The organism is Duganella sp. Root1480D1, from assembly GCF_001427305.1.
GTDB lineage: Bacteria > Pseudomonadota > Gammaproteobacteria > Burkholderiales > Burkholderiaceae_D > Rugamonas.
In genome coordinates this window covers 296,667-315,530 of sequence record NZ_LMFZ01000012.1, presented here as the reverse complement: position 1 = coordinate 315,530, position 18,864 = coordinate 296,667, and the positions used below count along the sequence as shown (strand labels likewise).

9 protein-coding genes are annotated in these 18,864 nt (G+C 61.6%); 6 read left to right on the top strand and 3 right to left on the bottom strand.

The window, feature by feature from the left end; genetic code table 11:
* The first annotated feature begins 48 nt into the window (after positions 1 to 48).
* The 4 genes from ASD58_RS13830 to udk all read left to right on the top strand — a co-directional run bounded on the left by ASD58_RS13830 (position 49) and on the right by udk (position 7,186).
* Positions 49 to 4,197, top strand: coding sequence for a YhdP family protein (locus tag ASD58_RS13830; protein ID WP_229209977.1), 4,149 nt, complete (start codon positions 49 to 51; stop codon positions 4,195 to 4,197).
* Positions 4,194 to 4,991, top strand: a complete 798-nt coding sequence (locus ASD58_RS13825; RefSeq protein ID WP_057261742.1) for a carbon-nitrogen hydrolase family protein — start codon at positions 4,194 to 4,196, stop codon at positions 4,989 to 4,991. Before ASD58_RS13830 ends, ASD58_RS13825 begins: the two co-directional genes overlap by 4 nt.
* A gap of 38 nt (positions 4,992 to 5,029) precedes the next feature.
* On the top strand, positions 5,030 to 6,490 hold the full coding sequence (tldD, locus tag ASD58_RS13820; RefSeq protein WP_057261741.1) for a metalloprotease TldD: 1,461 nt from the start codon (positions 5,030 to 5,032) through the stop codon (positions 6,488 to 6,490).
* Positions 6,491 to 6,553: 63 nt separating this feature from the next.
* Complete coding sequence (udk, locus tag ASD58_RS13815; RefSeq protein ID WP_057261740.1) at positions 6,554 to 7,186, top strand: uridine kinase; 633 nt, start codon at positions 6,554 to 6,556, stop codon at positions 7,184 to 7,186.
* 45 nt (positions 7,187 to 7,231) lie between these two features.
* Here udk and ASD58_RS13810 read toward each other — a convergent pair whose 3' ends face one another.
* Complete coding sequence (locus tag ASD58_RS13810) at positions 7,232 to 9,895, bottom strand: TonB-dependent receptor (RefSeq protein WP_229209976.1); 2,664 nt, start codon at positions 9,893 to 9,895, stop codon at positions 7,232 to 7,234.
* Between the two features lie 400 nt (positions 9,896 to 10,295).
* Between ASD58_RS13810 and aroG the strand changes: the two genes are divergently transcribed.
* Positions 10,296 to 11,354 (top strand): 3-deoxy-7-phosphoheptulonate synthase AroG, encoded by a 1,059-nt coding sequence (gene aroG, locus ASD58_RS13805; protein WP_057261738.1) that lies wholly within the window; start codon positions 10,296 to 10,298, stop codon positions 11,352 to 11,354.
* Positions 11,355 to 11,420: 66 nt separating this feature from the next.
* Here the strand turns inward: aroG and ASD58_RS13800 are convergent, their stop codons facing one another.
* Together ASD58_RS13800 and ASD58_RS13795 are read right to left on the bottom strand one after the other, a co-directional pair.
* Positions 11,421 to 14,210: a TonB-dependent receptor gene (locus ASD58_RS13800; protein WP_057261737.1), complete on the bottom strand. Its 2,790-nt coding sequence runs from the start codon at positions 14,208 to 14,210 to the stop codon at positions 11,421 to 11,423.
* 434 nt (positions 14,211 to 14,644) lie between these two features.
* Complete coding sequence (locus ASD58_RS13795) at positions 14,645 to 17,536, bottom strand: TonB-dependent receptor (RefSeq protein WP_057261736.1); 2,892 nt, start codon at positions 17,534 to 17,536, stop codon at positions 14,645 to 14,647.
* 387 nt (positions 17,537 to 17,923) lie between these two features.
* On the opposite strand from ASD58_RS13795, the gene ASD58_RS13790 reads away from it, so the two are divergent.
* On the top strand, positions 17,924 to 18,859 hold the full coding sequence (locus ASD58_RS13790) for an ABC transporter permease (RefSeq protein ID WP_057261735.1): 936 nt from the start codon (positions 17,924 to 17,926) through the stop codon (positions 18,857 to 18,859).
* Positions 18,860 to 18,864 lie beyond the last annotated feature (5 nt).

Sequence of the window (18,864 nt, the reverse complement as noted above, 5' to 3'; positions counted from 1 at the left end):
AGTTTAACGGGGCGGTGCGGTAAAATGCTGTATTGATAAGGGCCTGGCTTGAGCGTATTGAAGGACAACCTGGTAGAGCAAATCGAGGCAGTCGAGGCCCCGCTCAAGGAGCGCTGGCATCGATTGCAGGCCGCCTATCGCTTCTGGAACCTGGCCACCCACCATCTCCTCGGCTTCACCGTCAAGCTGGCGCTGCTGCTGTACTTCGGCTTCACGATCCTGTTCCTGGCCTTGCGCTGGGTGGTGTTGCCGAATATCGACCATTACAAATCCGATATCGAAAGCCTGGCCAGCCGGGCGGTCGGCAACCCGGTCGTCATCGACCGCGTCTACGCCTCCTGGAAAGGCTTGCGTCCGCAGCTGATCCTGGGCGACGTGGTCATGCGCGACGCGCGCGGCCAGCAGGCACTGCACCTGCCCAGCGTGTCGGCCACGCTGTCCTGGTGGAGCGTGCCGGCCGGCGGCTTGCGCTTTGAATCGCTGGAATTCCACCGTCCCGAAGTCGATGTGCGGCGCGAGGCCGATGGCAAGCTGTATGCCGCCGGCATCTACATCGACCTGGAAAAGAAGGGCGATGGCAAGAGCGCCGACTGGCTGCTGTCGCAACGCGAATTGGTGGTGCGCGATGGCCGCATCACCTGGACCGATTTGCAGCGCGGCAGCCCGCCGCTGCAGCTTGACAATGTCACCGCCCTGATGCTGAACAAGTGGCGCCGCCACCAGTTTGCCTTCAAGGCCACGCCGCCGGCCACGATGGCCGCGCCGCTCGATGTGCGCGCCGATTTCAGCCACCAGCCGTTTTCCCGTATTTCCGACGTCAAGTTGTGGAAGGGCGAGCTGTACGCCGAACTGCGCCGCGCCGACCTGGCAGGCTGGAAGCCCTACCTGCCGGGCAAGCTTGAGGTGCAGTCGGCCAGCGGCGGCGTGCGCGCCTGGCTGAGCATTGATAGTGCACGCCCGGCGGCCATCACTGCCGACGTGGCACTGGACAATGTGGTGGCCACCCTCGGCAAGGACTTGCCGCAACTGGACGTGGCGGCGCTGCGCGGCCGCGTGACGGCCGGCGAAGAACGGGCCGCTACCCTGGTGGCCACCGCGGGCACCCCGGCGGCCATCACGCGCACGCTGGAATTGAAGGATGTGACGCTGCGCACGCGCGACGGCGTGGAACTGGCCCCGACCACCGCCTCGGCACGCCATGTGACGGCCGCCAACCAGCCAAGCTGGACCGAAGTGAAGGCTGCCGCGCTGGACTTGAAGATCCTGTCCGAGCTGGCCACCCGGCTGCCGCTGCCGCAGGCGCAGCGCGACCTGCTGGCAGAAGCTGCGCCGCGCGGCCGCGTGCGCAACCTGGTGGCAGGTTGGCGCGGCCCGCTGTCGGCCCCCAGGGAATACAAGCTGACGGCCGACCTCGACGCGCTGGGCATGGAAGCGCTGGCGGCACGCCCCGCGGTGTCGCGCTCGGCCAAGGCGCTGCCGATGCCGGCGCTGCCGAACATTCCCGGCTTCGAAAAGTTGAGCGGCCATGTGGAAGCCGGCGAGCAGGGCGGCAGCGTAGCCCTCGACGCGCCCGGCTTCACGCTGGCCATGCCCGCCTGGTTCGACGATGAACCGATGGCTTTCGAGCAGTTCAAGCTGAACGCAAGCTGGTCGCTGGCGGACGCCAGGCAGCTTGCCGTCAAACTGGATGGCCTGGACCTGGTGCAGGATGGCATGAAGCTGAAGCTGGCCGGCAGCCACACGCTGCCGCGCGGCCCCGGCGCCAAGGGGCCCGGCGTATCCGATTTCAGCGGCAGCATCGACGACTTCACCATCAACCGCATCGGCCGCTACCTGCCGAAGCAGACGCCGGAACACACCCGCCACTGGCTGGTGGGCGCACTGGAAGACGGCATGCTGCGCGAAACCTCACTGCGCCTGCGCGGCGACCTGTCGTACTTCCCGTTCAAGGACGGCTCGCCGGACAAGGCCAAGGGCGAATTCCGCGTGGCCGGCCGCATCGCGGATGGGCGCCTCAATTACGAACCCGGCTATTTCGCCAAGGACGGCAAGACCCCGGTCTGGCCGCTGGCTGAAAAGATCCGCGGCAGCATCGTGTTCGACCGCGCGCGCATGGAAATCAAGGCGGAAACCGCGCGCACCCTGGGTGTGGCCCTGAGCAATGTGAAGGCCGTGATTCCCGACCTCAGCAGCCACGACAGCATGCTCGATATCGACGGCAGCGCCGCCGGTCCCATGCAGGACTTCCTCAAGTACGTGACCGCCAGCCCGGTACTGGAGTGGATCGGCCACTTCACCGACGAAACCACGGCCAGCGGCAACGCCAGGCTGGCGCTCAACCTGCACCTGCCGCTGTCGCACATCATCGATGCCAAGGTGCTGGGTGCCCTGCAATTGCAAGGCAACGACGTGATGCTGTGGCATGACATGCCGTCCGTCGCCGGCACCACCGGCAAGATCGAATTCGATGAGAAGGGCGTCAACCTGAACAACCTGGCCGGCACCTTGCTGGGCGGCCCGCTGTCGGTGACCGGCGGCAGCCAGAAGGATGGCAGCATCCAGGTGCGCCTGGCAGGCACGGCGACAGTGGACGGGCTGCGCAGGCAATATCCGACGGCTGCGGTGCAGCGCCTGGCCAACCACCTGGGCGGCGGTACCAAGTTCAACGGGCTGATTACGGCCAAGGACCACAAATACGAGGTGGCGATCGATTCGAGCATGCAGGGTGCCAGCCTGGATTTCCCGGCGCCGCTGAAGAAAGCCGCGCTCGACAGCATGCCGCTGCACTTCCAGCTCAACGGCGGCAGTGCCAATGAACAGGGCGTGGCGCGCGACGATATCCGCGTTACGCTGGGCAATGCCTACGCCGCGCGCTACCACCGCATGCGCGTCAACAAGGGCCCGTGGAAGCTGGTCAATGGCGGTATCGGCGTCAATCTGCCGGCGCCGGAACCGGACAGCGGCATGATGATCAACGCCAGCCTGAAGTCGCTCAATGTGGATGACTGGATCGACCTGGCGAGCGAGATCGCGGGCAATGACAGCAAAGCCGCTGCGCCAGGGGCAAGCGAAGGCGCCGATATCTCGCAATACGTGGTGCCGGAAACCATGGCGGCCCGCGCAGCCGAACTGATTGTCGGCGAGCGCAAGCTCGATAACGTGGTGGCCGGCGTCACCCACAGCAAGGGCGTGTGGCAGGCCAGCATCGATTCGCAGCAGGCGGCCGGCTACGTGACGTGGAACGAATCGCCGACCGGCAAGGGCGTGGGCAAGGTGACCGCGCGCCTGTCGTCGCTGATCATTCCGGAATCGCAGGCCGCGGCAGTCAAGGATTTGCTGGAGAGCTCGACCAATGCGCCGACCATTCCGGCGCTGGATATCGAAGTGCAGCGCCTGGAGTGGTTCAACCGCCCGCTGGGCCAGCTGGAACTGCATGCCTATAACGCGCTGATCACCTCGGCACGCGAATGGCGCATCAGCAAGCTGTCGCTGGTCAATGCCGACGGCGAATTGAACGGCACCGGCCGCTGGCAAAGCAAGGATGGCCAGCACAACACGGCGCTCAACTTCAATATGGACATCCATGACGCCGGCAAGCTGCTGGAGCGTTTCGGCTTCAAGGACACGCTGCGCAACGGCAAGGGCAAGCTGAGCGGCGACATCGCGTGGAAGGGCTTGCCCTACCATATGGACCTGCCCAGCCTGTCCGGCACGCTGGCGCTGAACGTCGAGAAGGGCCAGTTCCTGAAGCAGGACCCGGGCGCCGCCAAGCTGCTTGGCGTGCTCAGCCTGCAAGCCTTGCCGCGCCTGCTCAAGCTGGACTTCAACGATGTGTTCTCGGAAGGCTTGCAGTTTGACGGCATCACGGCCAATGCCACCATCAACCACGGCATCGTGAAGACCGAAAACCTGAAGATGCACGGGGTGCAGGCCACGGTGCTGATGGACGGTACGGCCGACATTGCCAACGAATCGACCAATTTGCGCGTGGTGGTGATCCCGCAGGTCAACCTGGGTACGGCGCCGCTGGTGTATGCGCTGGCGGTCAACCCGGTGATTGGCCTCGGCAGCTACCTGGCGCAGTTGTTCCTCAGCGCGCCGGTGATGAAGGCGCTGACGTACCAGATGCAGGTGACCGGCCCGTGGAAGGCGCCGGTCATCACCAAGATCGAGAATCCCAAGGAGGCAACGCCATGACCAGAGTCTCAGCGATCCAGATGGTCTCCACCCCGGTGGTGGAACAGAATATCGCTACCGCCACCCGCCTGATCGGCGAAGCTGCCGCGCAGGGCGCCAGGCTGGTGCTGTTGCCGGAATACTGGGCCATCATGGGCATGAGCGATAGCGACAAGGTCGCCAAGGCGGAAGCGCTGGGCCAGGGGCCGATCCAGGACTTCATGTCGGCCATGGCGCGCGAGCATGGCATCTGGCTGCTGGGCGGCACGCTGCCGCTGGCGTCCGACGATCCCGAACGTGTCATCAATACCACGCTGGTCTACGATCCACAGGGCAAGCATGTTGGCCGTTACGACAAGATCCACCTGTTTGGCTTCACCAAAGGAAGCGAGTCTTATGACGAGGCGCGCACCATCGTGCCGGGCAAGACTGTCGGCACGGTCGAGACCGCGGTGGGCAAGGTCGGCATGTCGGTCTGCTACGACTTGCGCTTCCCGGAACTGTACCGTGCCATGGGCCCGCTCGACCTGATCGTGGTGCCGGCCGCCTTTACCTACACCACCGGCAAGGCGCACTGGGAAATCCTGTTGCGTGCCCGCGCCATCGAAAACCAGTGTTATGTGCTGGCTGCCGCGCAGGGCGGGACGCATGTCAACGGCCGCCGTACCTGGGGCCATTCGATGCTGATCGACCCGTGGGGCGAGGTCAAGGCTGTGCTGGCGGAAGGCGAGGGCGTCGTTACCGGTGAGCTGGACCCGGCCTTTGTAAAGGGCGTGCGCGAGAGCTTGCCAGCGCTGAAGCACCGAATCCTCTAAAATTCGGCTAAGAGCACATTTAAAAGAATTCTTCTCATATGAAACCATTCGACCCTAACCTGTCCGCCATGGCCGCAGCGAAAGATATCTTGCTGACGCCTTTTGGCCTGGATGAAAGCAAGCTGCTGAAAGCACTGGGCAGCATGTTCACCCATAAGGTCGACTACGCCGACCTGTACTTCCAGTTCACCAAGAACGAGGGCTGGAGCCTGGAAGAAGGCATCGTCAAGACCGGTTCCTTCTCGATCGACCAAGGCGTCGGCGTGCGCGCCGTGTCGGGCGACAAGACCGCCTTTTCCTATTCCGATGAGATTTCCGAATCGGCACTGCTGGATGCGGCCGCGGCAACGCGCACCATCGCGCGCGCGGGCGCCGGCAAGATCAAGGTGGCCGGCAACATGACGCCGGTCGGCGGCCGTTCGCTGTACATGCCGCATGACCCGCTGGTGTCGCTGGACGCGGCGTCCAAGGTGAAACTGCTGGAGCGCGTGGAAAAGATGGCGCGCGCCAAGGATCCGCGCGTGGTGCAGGTGATGGCAGGCCTGGCAGGCGAATACGACGTCGTGCTGGTGGTGCGCAGCGATGGCGTGCTGGCAGCCGATATCCGCCCGCTTGTGCGAGTCTCCGTGACCGTGATCGTGGAACAGAATGGCCGCCGCGAAGTCGGCTCCTCCGGCGGCGGCGGCCGTTACGACTACGGCTACTTCTCGGACGCGCTGCTGGACCAGTACGCAACCGATGCCGTCAAGTCGGCGCTGGTGAACCTGGATGCGCGTCCGGCGCCGGCCGGCCCGATGACCGTGGTGCTGGGCCCTGGCTGGCCTGGCATCCTGTTGCACGAAGCGATTGGCCACGGCCTGGAGGGCGACTTCAACCGCAAGGGTTCTTCCACCTTCTCCGGCCGCATCGGCGACCGCGTGGCGGCCAAGGGCGTCACCGTGGTCGACGACGGCACGCTGGCCAACCGCCGCGGCTCGCTGAACATCGACGACGAGGGCAACCCGACCCAGTGCACCACCCTGATCGAGGACGGTGTGCTGAAGGGCTACATCCAGGACACCATGAATGCGCGCCTGATGAAGATGAATGTCACCGGCAATGCGCGCCGCGAATCGTTCGCGCACCTGCCTATGCCGCGCATGACCAACACCTATATGCTGGGCGGCGACAAGGAGCCGGAAGAAATCCTGGCCTCGGTCAAGAACGGCATCTATGCGGTCAACTTCGGCGGCGGCCAGGTCGACATCACCAACGGCAAGTTCGTGTTCTCGGCTTCCGAGGCTTACATGATCGAGGACGGCAAGGTGACCTATCCGGTCAAGGGCGCTACCCTGATCGGCAACGGGCCTGACGTGATGAACCGCATTACCATGATCGGCAACGACATGAAGCTCGACCCCGGTGTCGGCGTATGCGGCAAGGAAGGCCAGAGCGTGCCGGTCGGCGTCGGCCAGCCAACCCTATGCCTGGATGGCGTGACAGTCGGCGGCACCGCCTAAACGCAGGTGCAGCATGAAGACCGGGTAAAATACCCGGTTTTTTTTGCCTGGGACGGAAATCACATGAACAATTCGAACAATAAACCCTTCGTGATTGGCGTCGCAGGCGGCAGCGGCAGCGGCAAGTCGACCGTCACCCGTGAAGTACTGAAATCTTTCGGCTCCGAGGTGGTGTCGGTGGTCCTGCAGGACGACTATTACCTCGACCAGACCCATATGTCGCCGGAAGACCGCCGCAAGGTCAATTACGACCACCCGGAAGCCTTTGACTGGCCGCTGATGATCGAGCACCTGCAGAAGCTGCGTGAAGGCCAGTCGATCGAGATGCCGGTGTACGACTTTTCCATCGATAACCGCACCAGGCAGACCATCACCGTCAAGCCGGCGCCGGTGATCGTGGTGGAGGGCCTGTTCGCTTTGTTCGATGCCGACTTGCGCAAGCAGATGTCGCTGAAGATCTTCGTCGACACCGCAGCCGATGTGCGCTTCATCCGCCGCCTGCAGCGCGATATCGCGGAGCGCGGCCGCAGCACGGACAGCGTGATCAACCAGTACCTGGAGACCGTGCGCCCGATGTACAAGCAGTTCATCGAACCGACCAAGCGCCACGCGCACGTGATCCTGCCGCACGGCGCCAACGGGCCGGCGGTGGATATCATCACCACCAAGGTAGCAAGCCTGATCAAGGGCGAATAAAAAACCGGGCTTCGCGCCCGGTTTTTTTTACTTGCCCGTCTGCGTTTAGAAGCTGTAGCTGGCGCGCAGGTAGATCGCGCGGCCGATCGGGTCGGAGTAGCGCGGATCATAGCCTTTCTGGAACACGGTGCCCTGGTTGGTGAACGGCGGGTCCTTGTCCAGCAGGTTCTTCACGCCGCCTGTCAGCGTCACGCCTTTCCAGCCGGTATAGGTGGCCGACAGGTTCCACAACTGGTAGGAGTCCACTTTGTTGAAGAACTCGGGCGCCACGAAGTTCTGGTCCACATAGCCGGACTTGAAGTTCTGCGACAGCGTCGCGCTCCAGTCGCCGTTGCGCCAGGTCAGCGAGGCGTTGTGGCGCCAGCGCATGATCGGGCCGTTGTCGCCGTAAGTACCGACGTTCTCGATGTACACACCTTCACGCTCGTTCTGGTACTTGTAGCTGTGGACCCAGGTGCCATCCAGGGTGAAGGTGAAGTTGCCGTATTCCGTGCGGCCTGAGCTGACCGTCGCACTCAGGTCGATACCGTCGGTCTTTACGCGGCCCAGGTTCTCGTTCAGGTCCAGGATGGCGAATGGCGAGCCGTCCGGGTTGCGCAGGAAGCGGTCCTTGTATTTCTCGTAGTTGCCGTAGATCGCTTGCTCCGGCAGGGCGCCGATCTTGTCTTTCAGGCGAATGTTCCAGTAGTCCAGAGCGATGGTGGTATTGCGCATTGGCTCGAACACGGCACCAAAGGAGAAGGTCTTCGATTTTTCGGGCGTCAGCGCAGTATTACCGCCTTGCAGCTTGAACTGTTGCAGGTCGCAATCGCGCAGCGGGTTGGCGCCAGGCTGCGGCACGCCACCGGGGCACAAGATCGGGTCGTCATAGGAGTTGCTGGTGTCGTTCTTCGACTGCGGCGCGTTTTTCTCGAACAGGGTCGGGGCACGGAAGCCGGTGCTGGCCGAACCGCGCAGCAGCAGCTGCTGGGTTGGCTGGTAGCGCACGCCCAGTTTCGGGTTGGTGGTGCTGCCCGCGTCGCTGTAGTGGTCATAACGCACGGCGGCCTGGATATCGAGGTCCTTGATCAGCGGCACGCTCAATTCGCCATACACCGCCTTCACGTTGCGCGAACCGGTCTTCGATTGCGAGCCGGACAAGCCGGAGCTGGTTGCCTGGCCGGCGATATCGCGGTTCACGTTGAAGTCGGCGTCTTCCTTGCGGTACTCGGCGCCCAGCGCCACCGCCATGGCGCCGCCGCTCAGTTGCATCACATCGCGCGAGCCTTTGATGTCGAAGGTGGTGGACTTGTTCTTGGCGTCCTGCACCTTGCCGCGCAGCGCCACGCTGGCCAGGTAGGCCAGGCCGGCTTCATTCTGCGGGCCGAAAGGATTCAGGATGCCGTTCTGCACGCCTGCGGCGAAGCCCGCATCTTGCACGTAGCCGCCGGTGAAGTTTTCTTCGGACTTGCTGACAGAGTGGTTCAGGCCAGCCTTGTAGTCCCAGCCTGCGGCGATGCCTTCCAGCGCGGCGACCAGGCGGTCGCCTTCGCCTTTCGAATTGATCTGGCGCTGGCCGGCTTCGGTCGGACGCCAGTTGACCGACAGCGGCTGGCCGGACAAGTTCGGCTGGGCCGGTACCCCGCCCGAATTGCCAGGGTAATAGGGGCTGGTGACCGGCAAAGAGAGGCCGGTCTGCGGCGGCGGTGCGGTGCGCGAAATCACCTTGTTACGCGAATGCAGGTATTCCAGGCTGGCCGTGGTGTCTGGATTGAGCTTGAAGGCAGCCTTGCCGAAGAACACCAATCGGTCCTGTTGCGGCAGGTCGTCGATCTGGCGCGTATAGTCCTGGCGGCAGGTGCCGTTCGAAGGGCGTGGAATCGAGAACGGCGGCAGGCAGCCGCTGGCAAAGCCAGGGTTGCCGGTGGCCTCGGTCACCGGGTCGAAGTAGTTGCCGGGGAAGGTGGTGCCGGAGGTGCCATCGGCCACGGTCATGCCGCGCTCGGGGATCACGGCAGTCTTGGAAAAATCGCGCTGCTGCGAAGTCAGTACATCCTGCTTCTGCCAGTCCAGTACGCCCATCAGGTTCCAGCCGTCGTTATCGAGGTTGCCGATGCCGCTGACGATATTGGCACGGCGCTCCTTGCCGCCTTTTTCGCGCGGCAGCATGGTTTCCGCCGTGACCGTGGTGCCGGTCACCGAACGCTTGGTAATGAAGTTGATTACGCCGCCGATGGCATCGGTACCGTAAATCGCGGAAGCGCCATCGCGCAGCACTTCAACCCGCTCCAGCGCGGCAACGGGAATCACGTTCAGGTCGACACTGGCGCCGTCATACGGGTGGTTGGCGATGCGGCGGCCATTCAGCAGCACCAGGGTCTTGTCGCCCCCCAGACCGCGCAGGTCGGCCACCGCCTGGCCGCCGGTCGGCAGGCCGCTGGCGTTACCGCCCACCACGTTGCCGGCGCCCATGCTGGTCTGGTTGGACGGGATGCGGTCCAGCACTTCCTGGGCGGTGGTCAGGCCCTGCTTGGTGAATTCCTCGGCCTTGAAAACGGAAAGCGGCTGGGAGGTTTCCGACACCAGCCGCTTGATGGAAGAACCGGTCACTTCGACGCGGATCATTTTTTCTTCGGGAGCCTGTTGCTGCGCCATGGCCGGCAACACTGCCAACGCGCCGAATGCGGACAACAGGGAATAGATCATCGATTTAGCCTTGATTGTAGCCAACGTATTTCTCCTCAAATAGATGGTATGCCAGGGCCGATGGAAGGGCCGGAGTTAGGCACTTGCAAAGGTTGAATAAATTCTATTTGATATTTGATAACGTTCGCCAAAAACCTCCGTTGAGAAATATTTACTGTTGCGCTCGCACGTCGGCTTCCAGATGGCAAGTTAGTTAAGGCTCGCTTGCAATAGTAGTTAACTGTTGTTATAGTGGATCGAAATCCACGGAACTCGATCCATGTACCTGCACTTCTTTACCGGCTTTTTTTACTTTAGCAATTCCAACCCAAAGGCGGTGGAGTAGCGGCCGGTTCACGTAGCAGCAAAACGAGATCCCAGCAGATACCAAGACAAACCGCCAGCAATGGCGGTTTTTTTTTATTTAAATCCAGGAGAAACCATCATGCAACGTACCGACGACCTGCGCATTCGTGAAATGAAGGAGCTGACGCCACCGTCGCACCTGATCCGCGAATTTCCCTGCACTGAAGCGGCATCCAACACGGCTTCCGAAGCGCGGGTCGCGCTGCACCGCATCCTGCATGGCCAGGACGACCGCCTGATGGTCGTGATCGGCCCGTGCTCGATTCATGACCCGAAAGCGGCGCTCGAGTACGCACAGCGCCTGGCGCCGGTGCGCGAGCGCCTGAAGGGCGACCTGGAAATCGTGATGCGCGTGTACTTCGAAAAGCCGCGCACCACGGTGGGCTGGAAGGGTATGATCAACGACCCTTACATGGACAACAGCTTCCGCATCAACGACGGCCTGCGCATGGCACGCGAACTGCTGCGCGACATCAACGAGATGGGCCTGCCGGCCGGTACCGAATTCCTGGACGTGATCAGCCCGCAATACATTGCCGACCTGATCTCGTGGGGCGCGATCGGCGCCCGCACCACCGAGTCGCAGGTGCACCGCGAACTGGCGTCCGGCCTGTCCTGCCCGGTCGGCTTCAAGAACGGCACCGACGGCAATACCAAGATCGCGGTGGAAGCGATCAAGGCCGCCTCGCAGCCGCACCACTTCCTGTCGGTGACCAAGGGCGGCCACTCGGCCATCGTGTCGACCAACGGCAATGAGGATTGCCACATTATCCTGCGCGGCGGCAAGACGCCGAACTATGATGCGGCCAGTGTGGAAGACGCCTGCAAGGCCATCTCGGGCTACGGCCTGGCGGCGCGCCTGATGATCGACGCCTCGCATGCCAACTCGTCGAAGAAGCCGGAAAACCAGGTGCCGGTGTGCGCCGATATTGCGCAGCAGGTGGCGGGCGGCGACACCCGCATCGTCGGCGTGATGGTGGAATCGCACCTGGTGGCAGGCCGCCAGGACCTGGTGCCGGGCAAGGAACTGACCTACGGCCAGTCGATCACTGATGGATGCATCGACTGGGAGACCAGCGTGCAGGTACTGGAGAACCTGGCTGCCGCGGTGCGCCAGCGCCGCCTGCAGGGCGAATAAGCAATCCGGCAGCAGAAAAAAAAAACCCGCCTCACGGCGGGTTTTTTATTTCAAGCCCCGAAAGGATTACTTGAAGGTGTAGTTAGCCGATACGTACACAACGCGTGCGCGTGGGTCGTACTGGGAAATGTCGTAACCGTTCTGGAACTGGTTGGACACAGGCACGAAGATGGCTGGATCCTTGTTGAACAGGTTACGCACGCCAGCATTCAGCACCAGCGTCTTCCAGGCCTTCCAGTTCACGTTCAGGTCGTACAGCGAGTAGGAAGGAATGAAGGTACGCTCGTCATTGAGGTCGTGGCCGGCTTCATAGCGCTTGGTGAAGTTCTGGGTCAGGGTGACTGCCCATGGACCTTGGCTCCAGGTGGCCGACAGGGCGTGTTTCCACTTCAGCACGACGCCGCCGTTGTCCGCATCCAGCACTGGGTTGCCAGCGCTGTCAACCAGGGTACCCACTTTCTGCGAAATCACACCGCCTGGGCTGGTCTGGTCATACTTATCCATGTAGGTGCCGTTCAGTGCTACGTCGAAGCGGCCAATGGAAGTGTTCTGACGATACTGGGCGAATACATCGATACCCTTCACGTCGGCATTGCCGTTGTTGGCCAGGGTAGTAATGATGCGATCCACGTCATTGCCATTCAGCGTGACCAGTCCAGCGTAGGTTGGGTCACCCTTGCGGAAGCCGGACACCACTTCCTGTGCCGATGGAGTCGACAGGATGTTGGTCACTTTCACATGGAACCAGTCCAGGCCGACGGTCAGGTTGTTGATCGGCGACAGCACCAGGCCCACGGACTGCTGGCGGGACTCTTCTGGCTTCAGGTTCGGATTACCACCGCTCAGGGCATTAACCTGCAGGTCGGTCTGGCCGGTTGCCGGATCGTCGAAGGCTGCCGAGGTGCCCAGGCTCTGTGGGGTCCACAGGTCGGTCAGGGTTGGAGCGCGGAAGCCCGAACCCAGGGAAGCACGTACCAGCACTGCCTTCACAGGCTGCCAACGCATATTGGCCTTGTAGTTGGTGCTGCTGCCGACGTCGTTGTAGTTGTCGTAACGCACAGCCGCGCCAACTTCCAGGGTCTTCAGCAGAGGGAAGTTGGTTTCGCCGAACAGCGACTTGATCTTGCGCGAACGGTCGACTGGAGGCACGCTGCCGCCCAGGCCAGCGATGTCACCAGATTCCAGTGCCGGGCTTGGGGTGGTCACGTATTTTTCGTCACGATACTGGCCGCCCACAGCATACTGGCCGGTAATGCCTGCGAAGGTCGGCAGTTCGCCGTTGATCTTGGCATCAAACAGGGTCGACTTGGACTTGGCGTTCAGGGTGTCGCCGGTGTACTTGGCCTGCTGCAGCTTGCTTGCCAGCGCGCCGGTCTGAACCGCGCCTGGTGCCCATGGGTTCCAGTTGTTGGTCGGATCGTTGATGATCTTGGCGTATGCCACTTGCGAGAAGTAGCCATCTGGAACGGCGCCGTGCAGCTTCGATTCGTTCTGGGTCAGGGCTACTTCGTAGTCCTGGCCTGCCACGGTGCCCTTGGCGCCGATGACCAGGCGCGACTGGCGTGCCTTGTCCAGGCTGGTACGTGGGCCGAAGTCGAACACGCGGCTGGTGATCGCCAGTGGCTGGCCGATCAGCGCTGCTGCGGCACCGCCCAGGCTGTTCAGGTAAGGCACGGCAACGGTCTGGTAAGCAGGGTTGCTTGGGTACAGCAGCAGTGCCGGTTCAACGTTTTGATTTGCGAACTCAGCGTCGGATTCCAGGAAGGAGCGGCGCAGCGGGCTGCCTTGGAAGCGCTGGGTCACACTGCTTTCCGAGTACAGCATATCGGCGAACAGCTGGTGATTCTCGTTGATCTTGTAGCCGAAGTTACCGGTCAGGTTATGCAGTTCGCGCTTAGGGGTCAGACCGACGAACGACGCACTGTCAAAGGTGCAATACGGAGCGCCTTTGGTCGTGTTGGTCGGGTTCTTGAACATATTGATGTCGGCGCACTTGCCGGAAGCGGCCAGCGGATTGCCGTAGCCGGTGCCTGGGCTGTTGCCGAAGCCTGGAATACGTTCGTCAGGATAGGTCTTGGTCGGATCAATGCCGCCCTCGATGTTGCCGTGGCCGGTCGCACCGTTGACGAAGTATGGCTCGCGCACGCCGCTGCTGGAGAAGCCACGCTCAGAACCGAACAGGGCACGCTCTTTTTCCACCGACATGGAAATGACAGCGGAATAGCCCGACTCTTCCATGTTGCCGAAACCGGCAGTCAGGGAGAATTTGTTGTTCTGGCCGCCACCGTCGCGGGTCGGGGTGCCGTAACCGGCGCCGAGTTCCAGACCTTCGAAGTTCTTGCTCAGGATAAAGTTAACCACGCCTGCAACCGCATCGGAACCGTACACGCCGGATGCGCCGTCTTTCAGCACTTCAACGCGTTCGATTGCAGCCAGAGGGATCACGTTAACGTTGACGGCTGCACCGCCACCGCCAGCGAAAGCTGCCAGGCGACGGCCGTTGACCAGCACCAGGGTGCGGTCTTCACCGAGGCCGCGCAGCGAAATCGTCGACAGGCCGTAGGTGGAGCTGCCGGCGCCAGTAGCATTCGACGTGCCGCCGGCGGTGGACAGGGCCGACACGCTGTTCAGCAGTTCCTGGGTGCTGGTTGCGCCGGTACGGGTGATTTCGGCCTTGGTCAGCACTTGCACTGGCAGTGCGGTTTCAGCGTCCACACGTTTGATCGACGAACCGGTGATCTCCACGCGTTGGATAGGCTGGTCAGCGGACTGTGCAACAGCAGCTTGCATGCCCAGTGCCAGGCCACCGGCGCAAATTACGCGAACCGAGCGAGACAGGATGGTTTCCTTCAACATATCTTTGTTACTCCCAAGAATTACAAACTGTTTAAGATCGTCTCCGACCCTTAATCTTTTTTTTGACGAAAACCAGCGCAACTTGTGTGACTGCTTTTCGCCCGCGCTTATCAAATCATTCATCGGCAAAGGATGTCAATCGAAAGTCATCCTGAAGTAGTCCAGACAACTTGCCGGTTGTGCGCGTTTATTCATATTTGAAAGTTAATTAAATGGATGAATTTGCGCGATATAGGCCGGAGAACGGGACTTTTCCGCAAAAAGATTAAGAAGGGAAACTTGCTTCAATGCAGCTTTGTGATGACTTGAGAAGTGTGCCGATTTTGCTACAAAACTTTTAAAAACGTTAATTCTGTGCTTTCGGCGGCGGCGAAAAAATCCCCGCCAGCTTGCGCAGGCGGGGAGCGGGAGTACTACTGAAAGTAAAAGCTGGATTACTTGAACTTGTAGCTGGCGGTCAGGTAGAAGGTACGGCCCAGCGGGTCGGCGTAGCGACCGTCGTAGCCAACCTGGTTGCCGCCGCCGGTATCGCGGATCGACAGAGGAGGATCCTTGTCCAGCAGGTTGCGGATACCGCCGGTGACCGACCAGTTCTGGTTGAAGTTGAACTTCGACTGCCAGTCGACGGTGTAGTATTCCTTGACCTTGTGGCCCTTCAGGTCGACGTAGCCGCCCAGGGTGCCGTCGGCGTTGACCGAGCGCACGCGGCCATCGTCTGCCACATATTCCTTGTCGGCGTAGCTGGACTTGTAGTTCACGGTCAGCGAGTTGGCCCACTGCTCGGACGACTTCAGCGAGAACACCAGGCGCGAGATCCAGCGGAAGGTCACGTCGTCATACGAGTCGAAGCGCCCGATGCTGCTTTCGGTCTTGTTGCTGCCGTCGGCCGTTGGGACCGTTTTTTCCGCCTTCAGCATGTAGGTGGCGGACCAGTTGGTGGTCAGCTTGCCGATCGGGGTGCTGTTGCGGAAGGTGGCATCGAAATCGACACCGCGGTAATGCGAGCTGGCCAGGTTCAGCGGCGACTGGGTCATTACCAGGACCTTCGATTTCTGGATCGGGTCGTAGTAGATGGTGGCGTATTTGTCGGCCAGGGCAGGGGTGCGGAACAGCATGTCCTGCGACAGCTTCTGGATCTGGTTCTTCAGCTTCACATCCCAGAAGTCCACGCCCAGCGACAGCGAGTCCATTGGCTCCAGGCGCATGCCGAGGGTCGCCTGCTTCGAGGTTTCCGGCTTCAGCGCATCGGCGCCGGTGCTTGGGTTACCCACGGTCAGCAAGCCGTATTCCTGCACGCCGCGGCAGTACGGGAAGCGCGGGTCGGTTGCGGTCTTGATCGGGCAGTCGAAGAAGTTGGACGAGCCGCCGTTCTTCAGGGGATCCGAGATGTTGTTCATGGTCGGCGCCTTGAAGCCGGTGCCGTAGGAGCTGCGCAGCATGAACTGGCGCGAAGGCTGCCACTTTGCGGACAGCTTGTAGGTGGCCTTCGATACGTCGGTGCCCTGTTTGCCGGCTGGCGAGGCATTGCCGTTCACGTCGTAGCTGGTGTTGCGCTTGTCGACCGCGTCGAAGCTGTCGTAACGGGTAGCCGCCGTCACTTCCAGTTCCTTCATCACTGGCATCACCAGTTCGGCGAACGCACCCCAGTTATTTCGCTTGGCGTCCAGCGGCTGCGAGCCGGTGCCGCCGCCGATCACGGTGTCGGTCCAGCCCGGGTTGCCTGGGCCTGGGCCCATCAGGATCCGGCTTGGGGTATCGATGTAGCGCTGGATGGTGTAGTCGGCACCCATGCCCAGCGCGGCGTTACCGCCGCCCATGGCGAACAGTTCGCGCGAAGCGTGGGCGCTGAACACGTCCAGCTTGGACTTCTGGGTTTCCAGGTTTTCGTTCAGCACGGCCGGCGCCAGGATGGCGCTGGCGTTCGGGTTCATGATGTAAGGGTTGTAGGCGCCGGACTTGACCAGGGCTTCGAACTTGTCGCCGCTCATGTAGCCGCCAGCCGCATCATCGGTCTGCTTGTTTTCGGAGTGGGTGTAAGTCGCGTTGACGGCCCAGTCGGCAATTTCCGAATCCAGGGCTGCCGAGAAGTGCAGCGCCTTGGTGCCCCAGTCGTCGGCACGGCCGCCCGCGTCGCGTGCGCGGAAGTACAGCCAGGCGTCGGTGACCTGGTTCGGATCGATGCCCTGGCCAGCCAGCAGCGGTTCCACCGACTTCTGGTAAGGCACGATGTAGACCGGGCTGACGGTCTTCACGCCGCTGATCGGGTCGGTGCTCATGGTGGTCAGCGGCTGCGCCGGCGCGGCGTAGCGCGCGGTGCTGGTGAACTTGGAGTAGACGAATTCACCGCTCAGGCGGGTCTTGTCGGAGATTTTCAGCGTGCCGGAAGTGAACAGGCTGTCACGCTTCAATTCAGGCAGCAGTTCGACGGTTGCCGCGTAGTCGTAACGGCAGACGCCGCCACGCGCAAAAGTATTCGGGCCGCTGCACTTGCCATTGTTGACCAGGTCAGGCGAGAAGGCGACGTCGTTGCCGGCGCTGTCGACCACTTCCGCATTGGCCGGGATCGAGTTGATCGAGTTTTGCCAGGTCGCGTACTGCTTGCCGCCCATGGAGAACTTGCGCACGCCGGAGTTGGCGAACTCGCGCTGCTCGGCGTTCAATGCCTTGGCCTGGTCGTGGCTATAAGCCAGCATTACATTGAAGCCGTCTTGCTGCAGGTCGCCGAAGCCTTTGGTGATCGAGATGTTGGCGCTCTGGCCGCCCTTGTGTTGCGGGCGGTTGTAGGTCAGGTCGATGTTCAGGTCGCTCTGGTTCTTTTTCAGGATGAAGTTGACCACGCCGGCGATGGCGTCCGAGCCGTACAGGGTGGAGGCGCCGTCGGTCAGGATTTCGACCTTTTCGACTGCTGCCAGCGGAATCGATGCCAGGTTGACTGCGCTGCCGGTGCCGTATGGCGCCATGCGCTTGCCGTTCAACAGTACCAGGGTGTAGTCGGTGCCGATCGAGTGGATCGACGCGCTTTGCACGCCGCCCCCGCCGCCGTTGATGGATGCGGACGAGGTGATCATGCCCTGCATGGACGGCAGGATGGCGATCAGGTCGGCGACGTTTTTCACGCCGGTCTGCTCGATATCCTTGCGGCTCAGGGTCTGGATCGGCAGCGAGCCCTCTTGGGCGATGCGCTTAATCGAGGAACCGGTAATTTCAACGCGCTGGATAGGCGCGTCGGTTTGCTGGGCGAAAACTGGTGCACAGACTCCGGCTGCCAGCAAACCGCTGGCGCACGCCAGGCGAATTGCATGCGACAGGGTGTTCTCTTTCATCATAATTCTCTGATCTCCCAGAAGGTGAACTGTTCTTTGCATTTGCGCAAAACCTAGCAATAGGTTGTTAGTACTCTCTTGCAAGTATTCTTTGCTTGCAATCTTTTTGAAACAAAACGACACAAGCTGTTACGAAAGCGCAACAAGAAGTCTTTATTATTAAAGGAGGCGGTTGCGCGAGATGAGTGCTATTTGCGAGAGGTTGGCGGATTTTGCCAGCGGATTGGCGGTCAAAATGAAGACTATTTGTTGCTGTATCTTTTGTTTTGTAACTGTTTTGAAACATCTGGCTTGTGTACACAAGCCGTGAAGAGCCCTGGTGGGCGTTGGAAGTTTTTCTTGAGACAGTTTTGCGCTATTGTTACGGCCAATTCTTGCTGAAACCCATCCATGGCTTCTTATATATTGCGCCGCCTGTGGCAAATGCTGCCCACCATGCTGGGTGTGGTGTTGCTGGTGTTCGTATTGTTTAACTGGGTCGGTGGCGACCCGGCTTTTATCCTGGCCGGCAAAATGTCGGATGCGGCCAGCATCGACAATATCCGGCGCCAGCTCGGCGTCGACCAGCCCTGGTACGTGCAGTTGGGCATTTTCCTGAAGCAGATCGCCACCTTCGATTTCGGCCAGAGCTGGGCCACCGGCGAGGCGGTTTCGGACATCATCACTTCGCGCCTCGGTCCTTCGCTGACGGTGCTGGTGCCGCTGACCTTACTGGAAACCGTGCTTGGCATTGCGCTGGCGCTGGCGGTGGCCTTTGTGCGCGGTTCGCTGACCGACCGCGCCGTGATGGTCGCTTGCACGGTGGGCATGTCCATTTCCATCCTGGTCTACATCATCGTGTTCCAATACTGGCTGGCATATAAGGCCGGCTGGTTCCCGGTGCAGGGCTGGGGCCAGGGCTTGCTGGAAAACCTGCGGTTTGCGGCGCTGCCGATCCTGATCGGGCTGGCCGTCTCGCTGGCGCCGACCTTGCGCCTGTACCGCAGCTTCGTGCTGGACGAGGTGGGCCAGGATTATGTGCGCACGGCGCGCGCCAAGGGCTTGCCGGAGCGGCGCGTGATGTGGGTGCATGTGTTGCGCAATGCGGCGATCCCGATCATTACCCATGTGATGGCGAACTTGCCGGCCATGCTGATCGGGGCCTTCCTGCTGGAGCGCTTCTTCGGCATCCCGGGCATCGGGCGCGAGGTGATCCTGGCGGTGGAGCGTTCCGATTTCCCCGTCATCAAGGCGATTACCGTCTACGTTGCCGTGGCCACCATGGTATTCAACCTGCTGACCGATTTGCTGTACCAGGCTGTCGATCCGCGCGTACAGCTCAAGTAAGGACA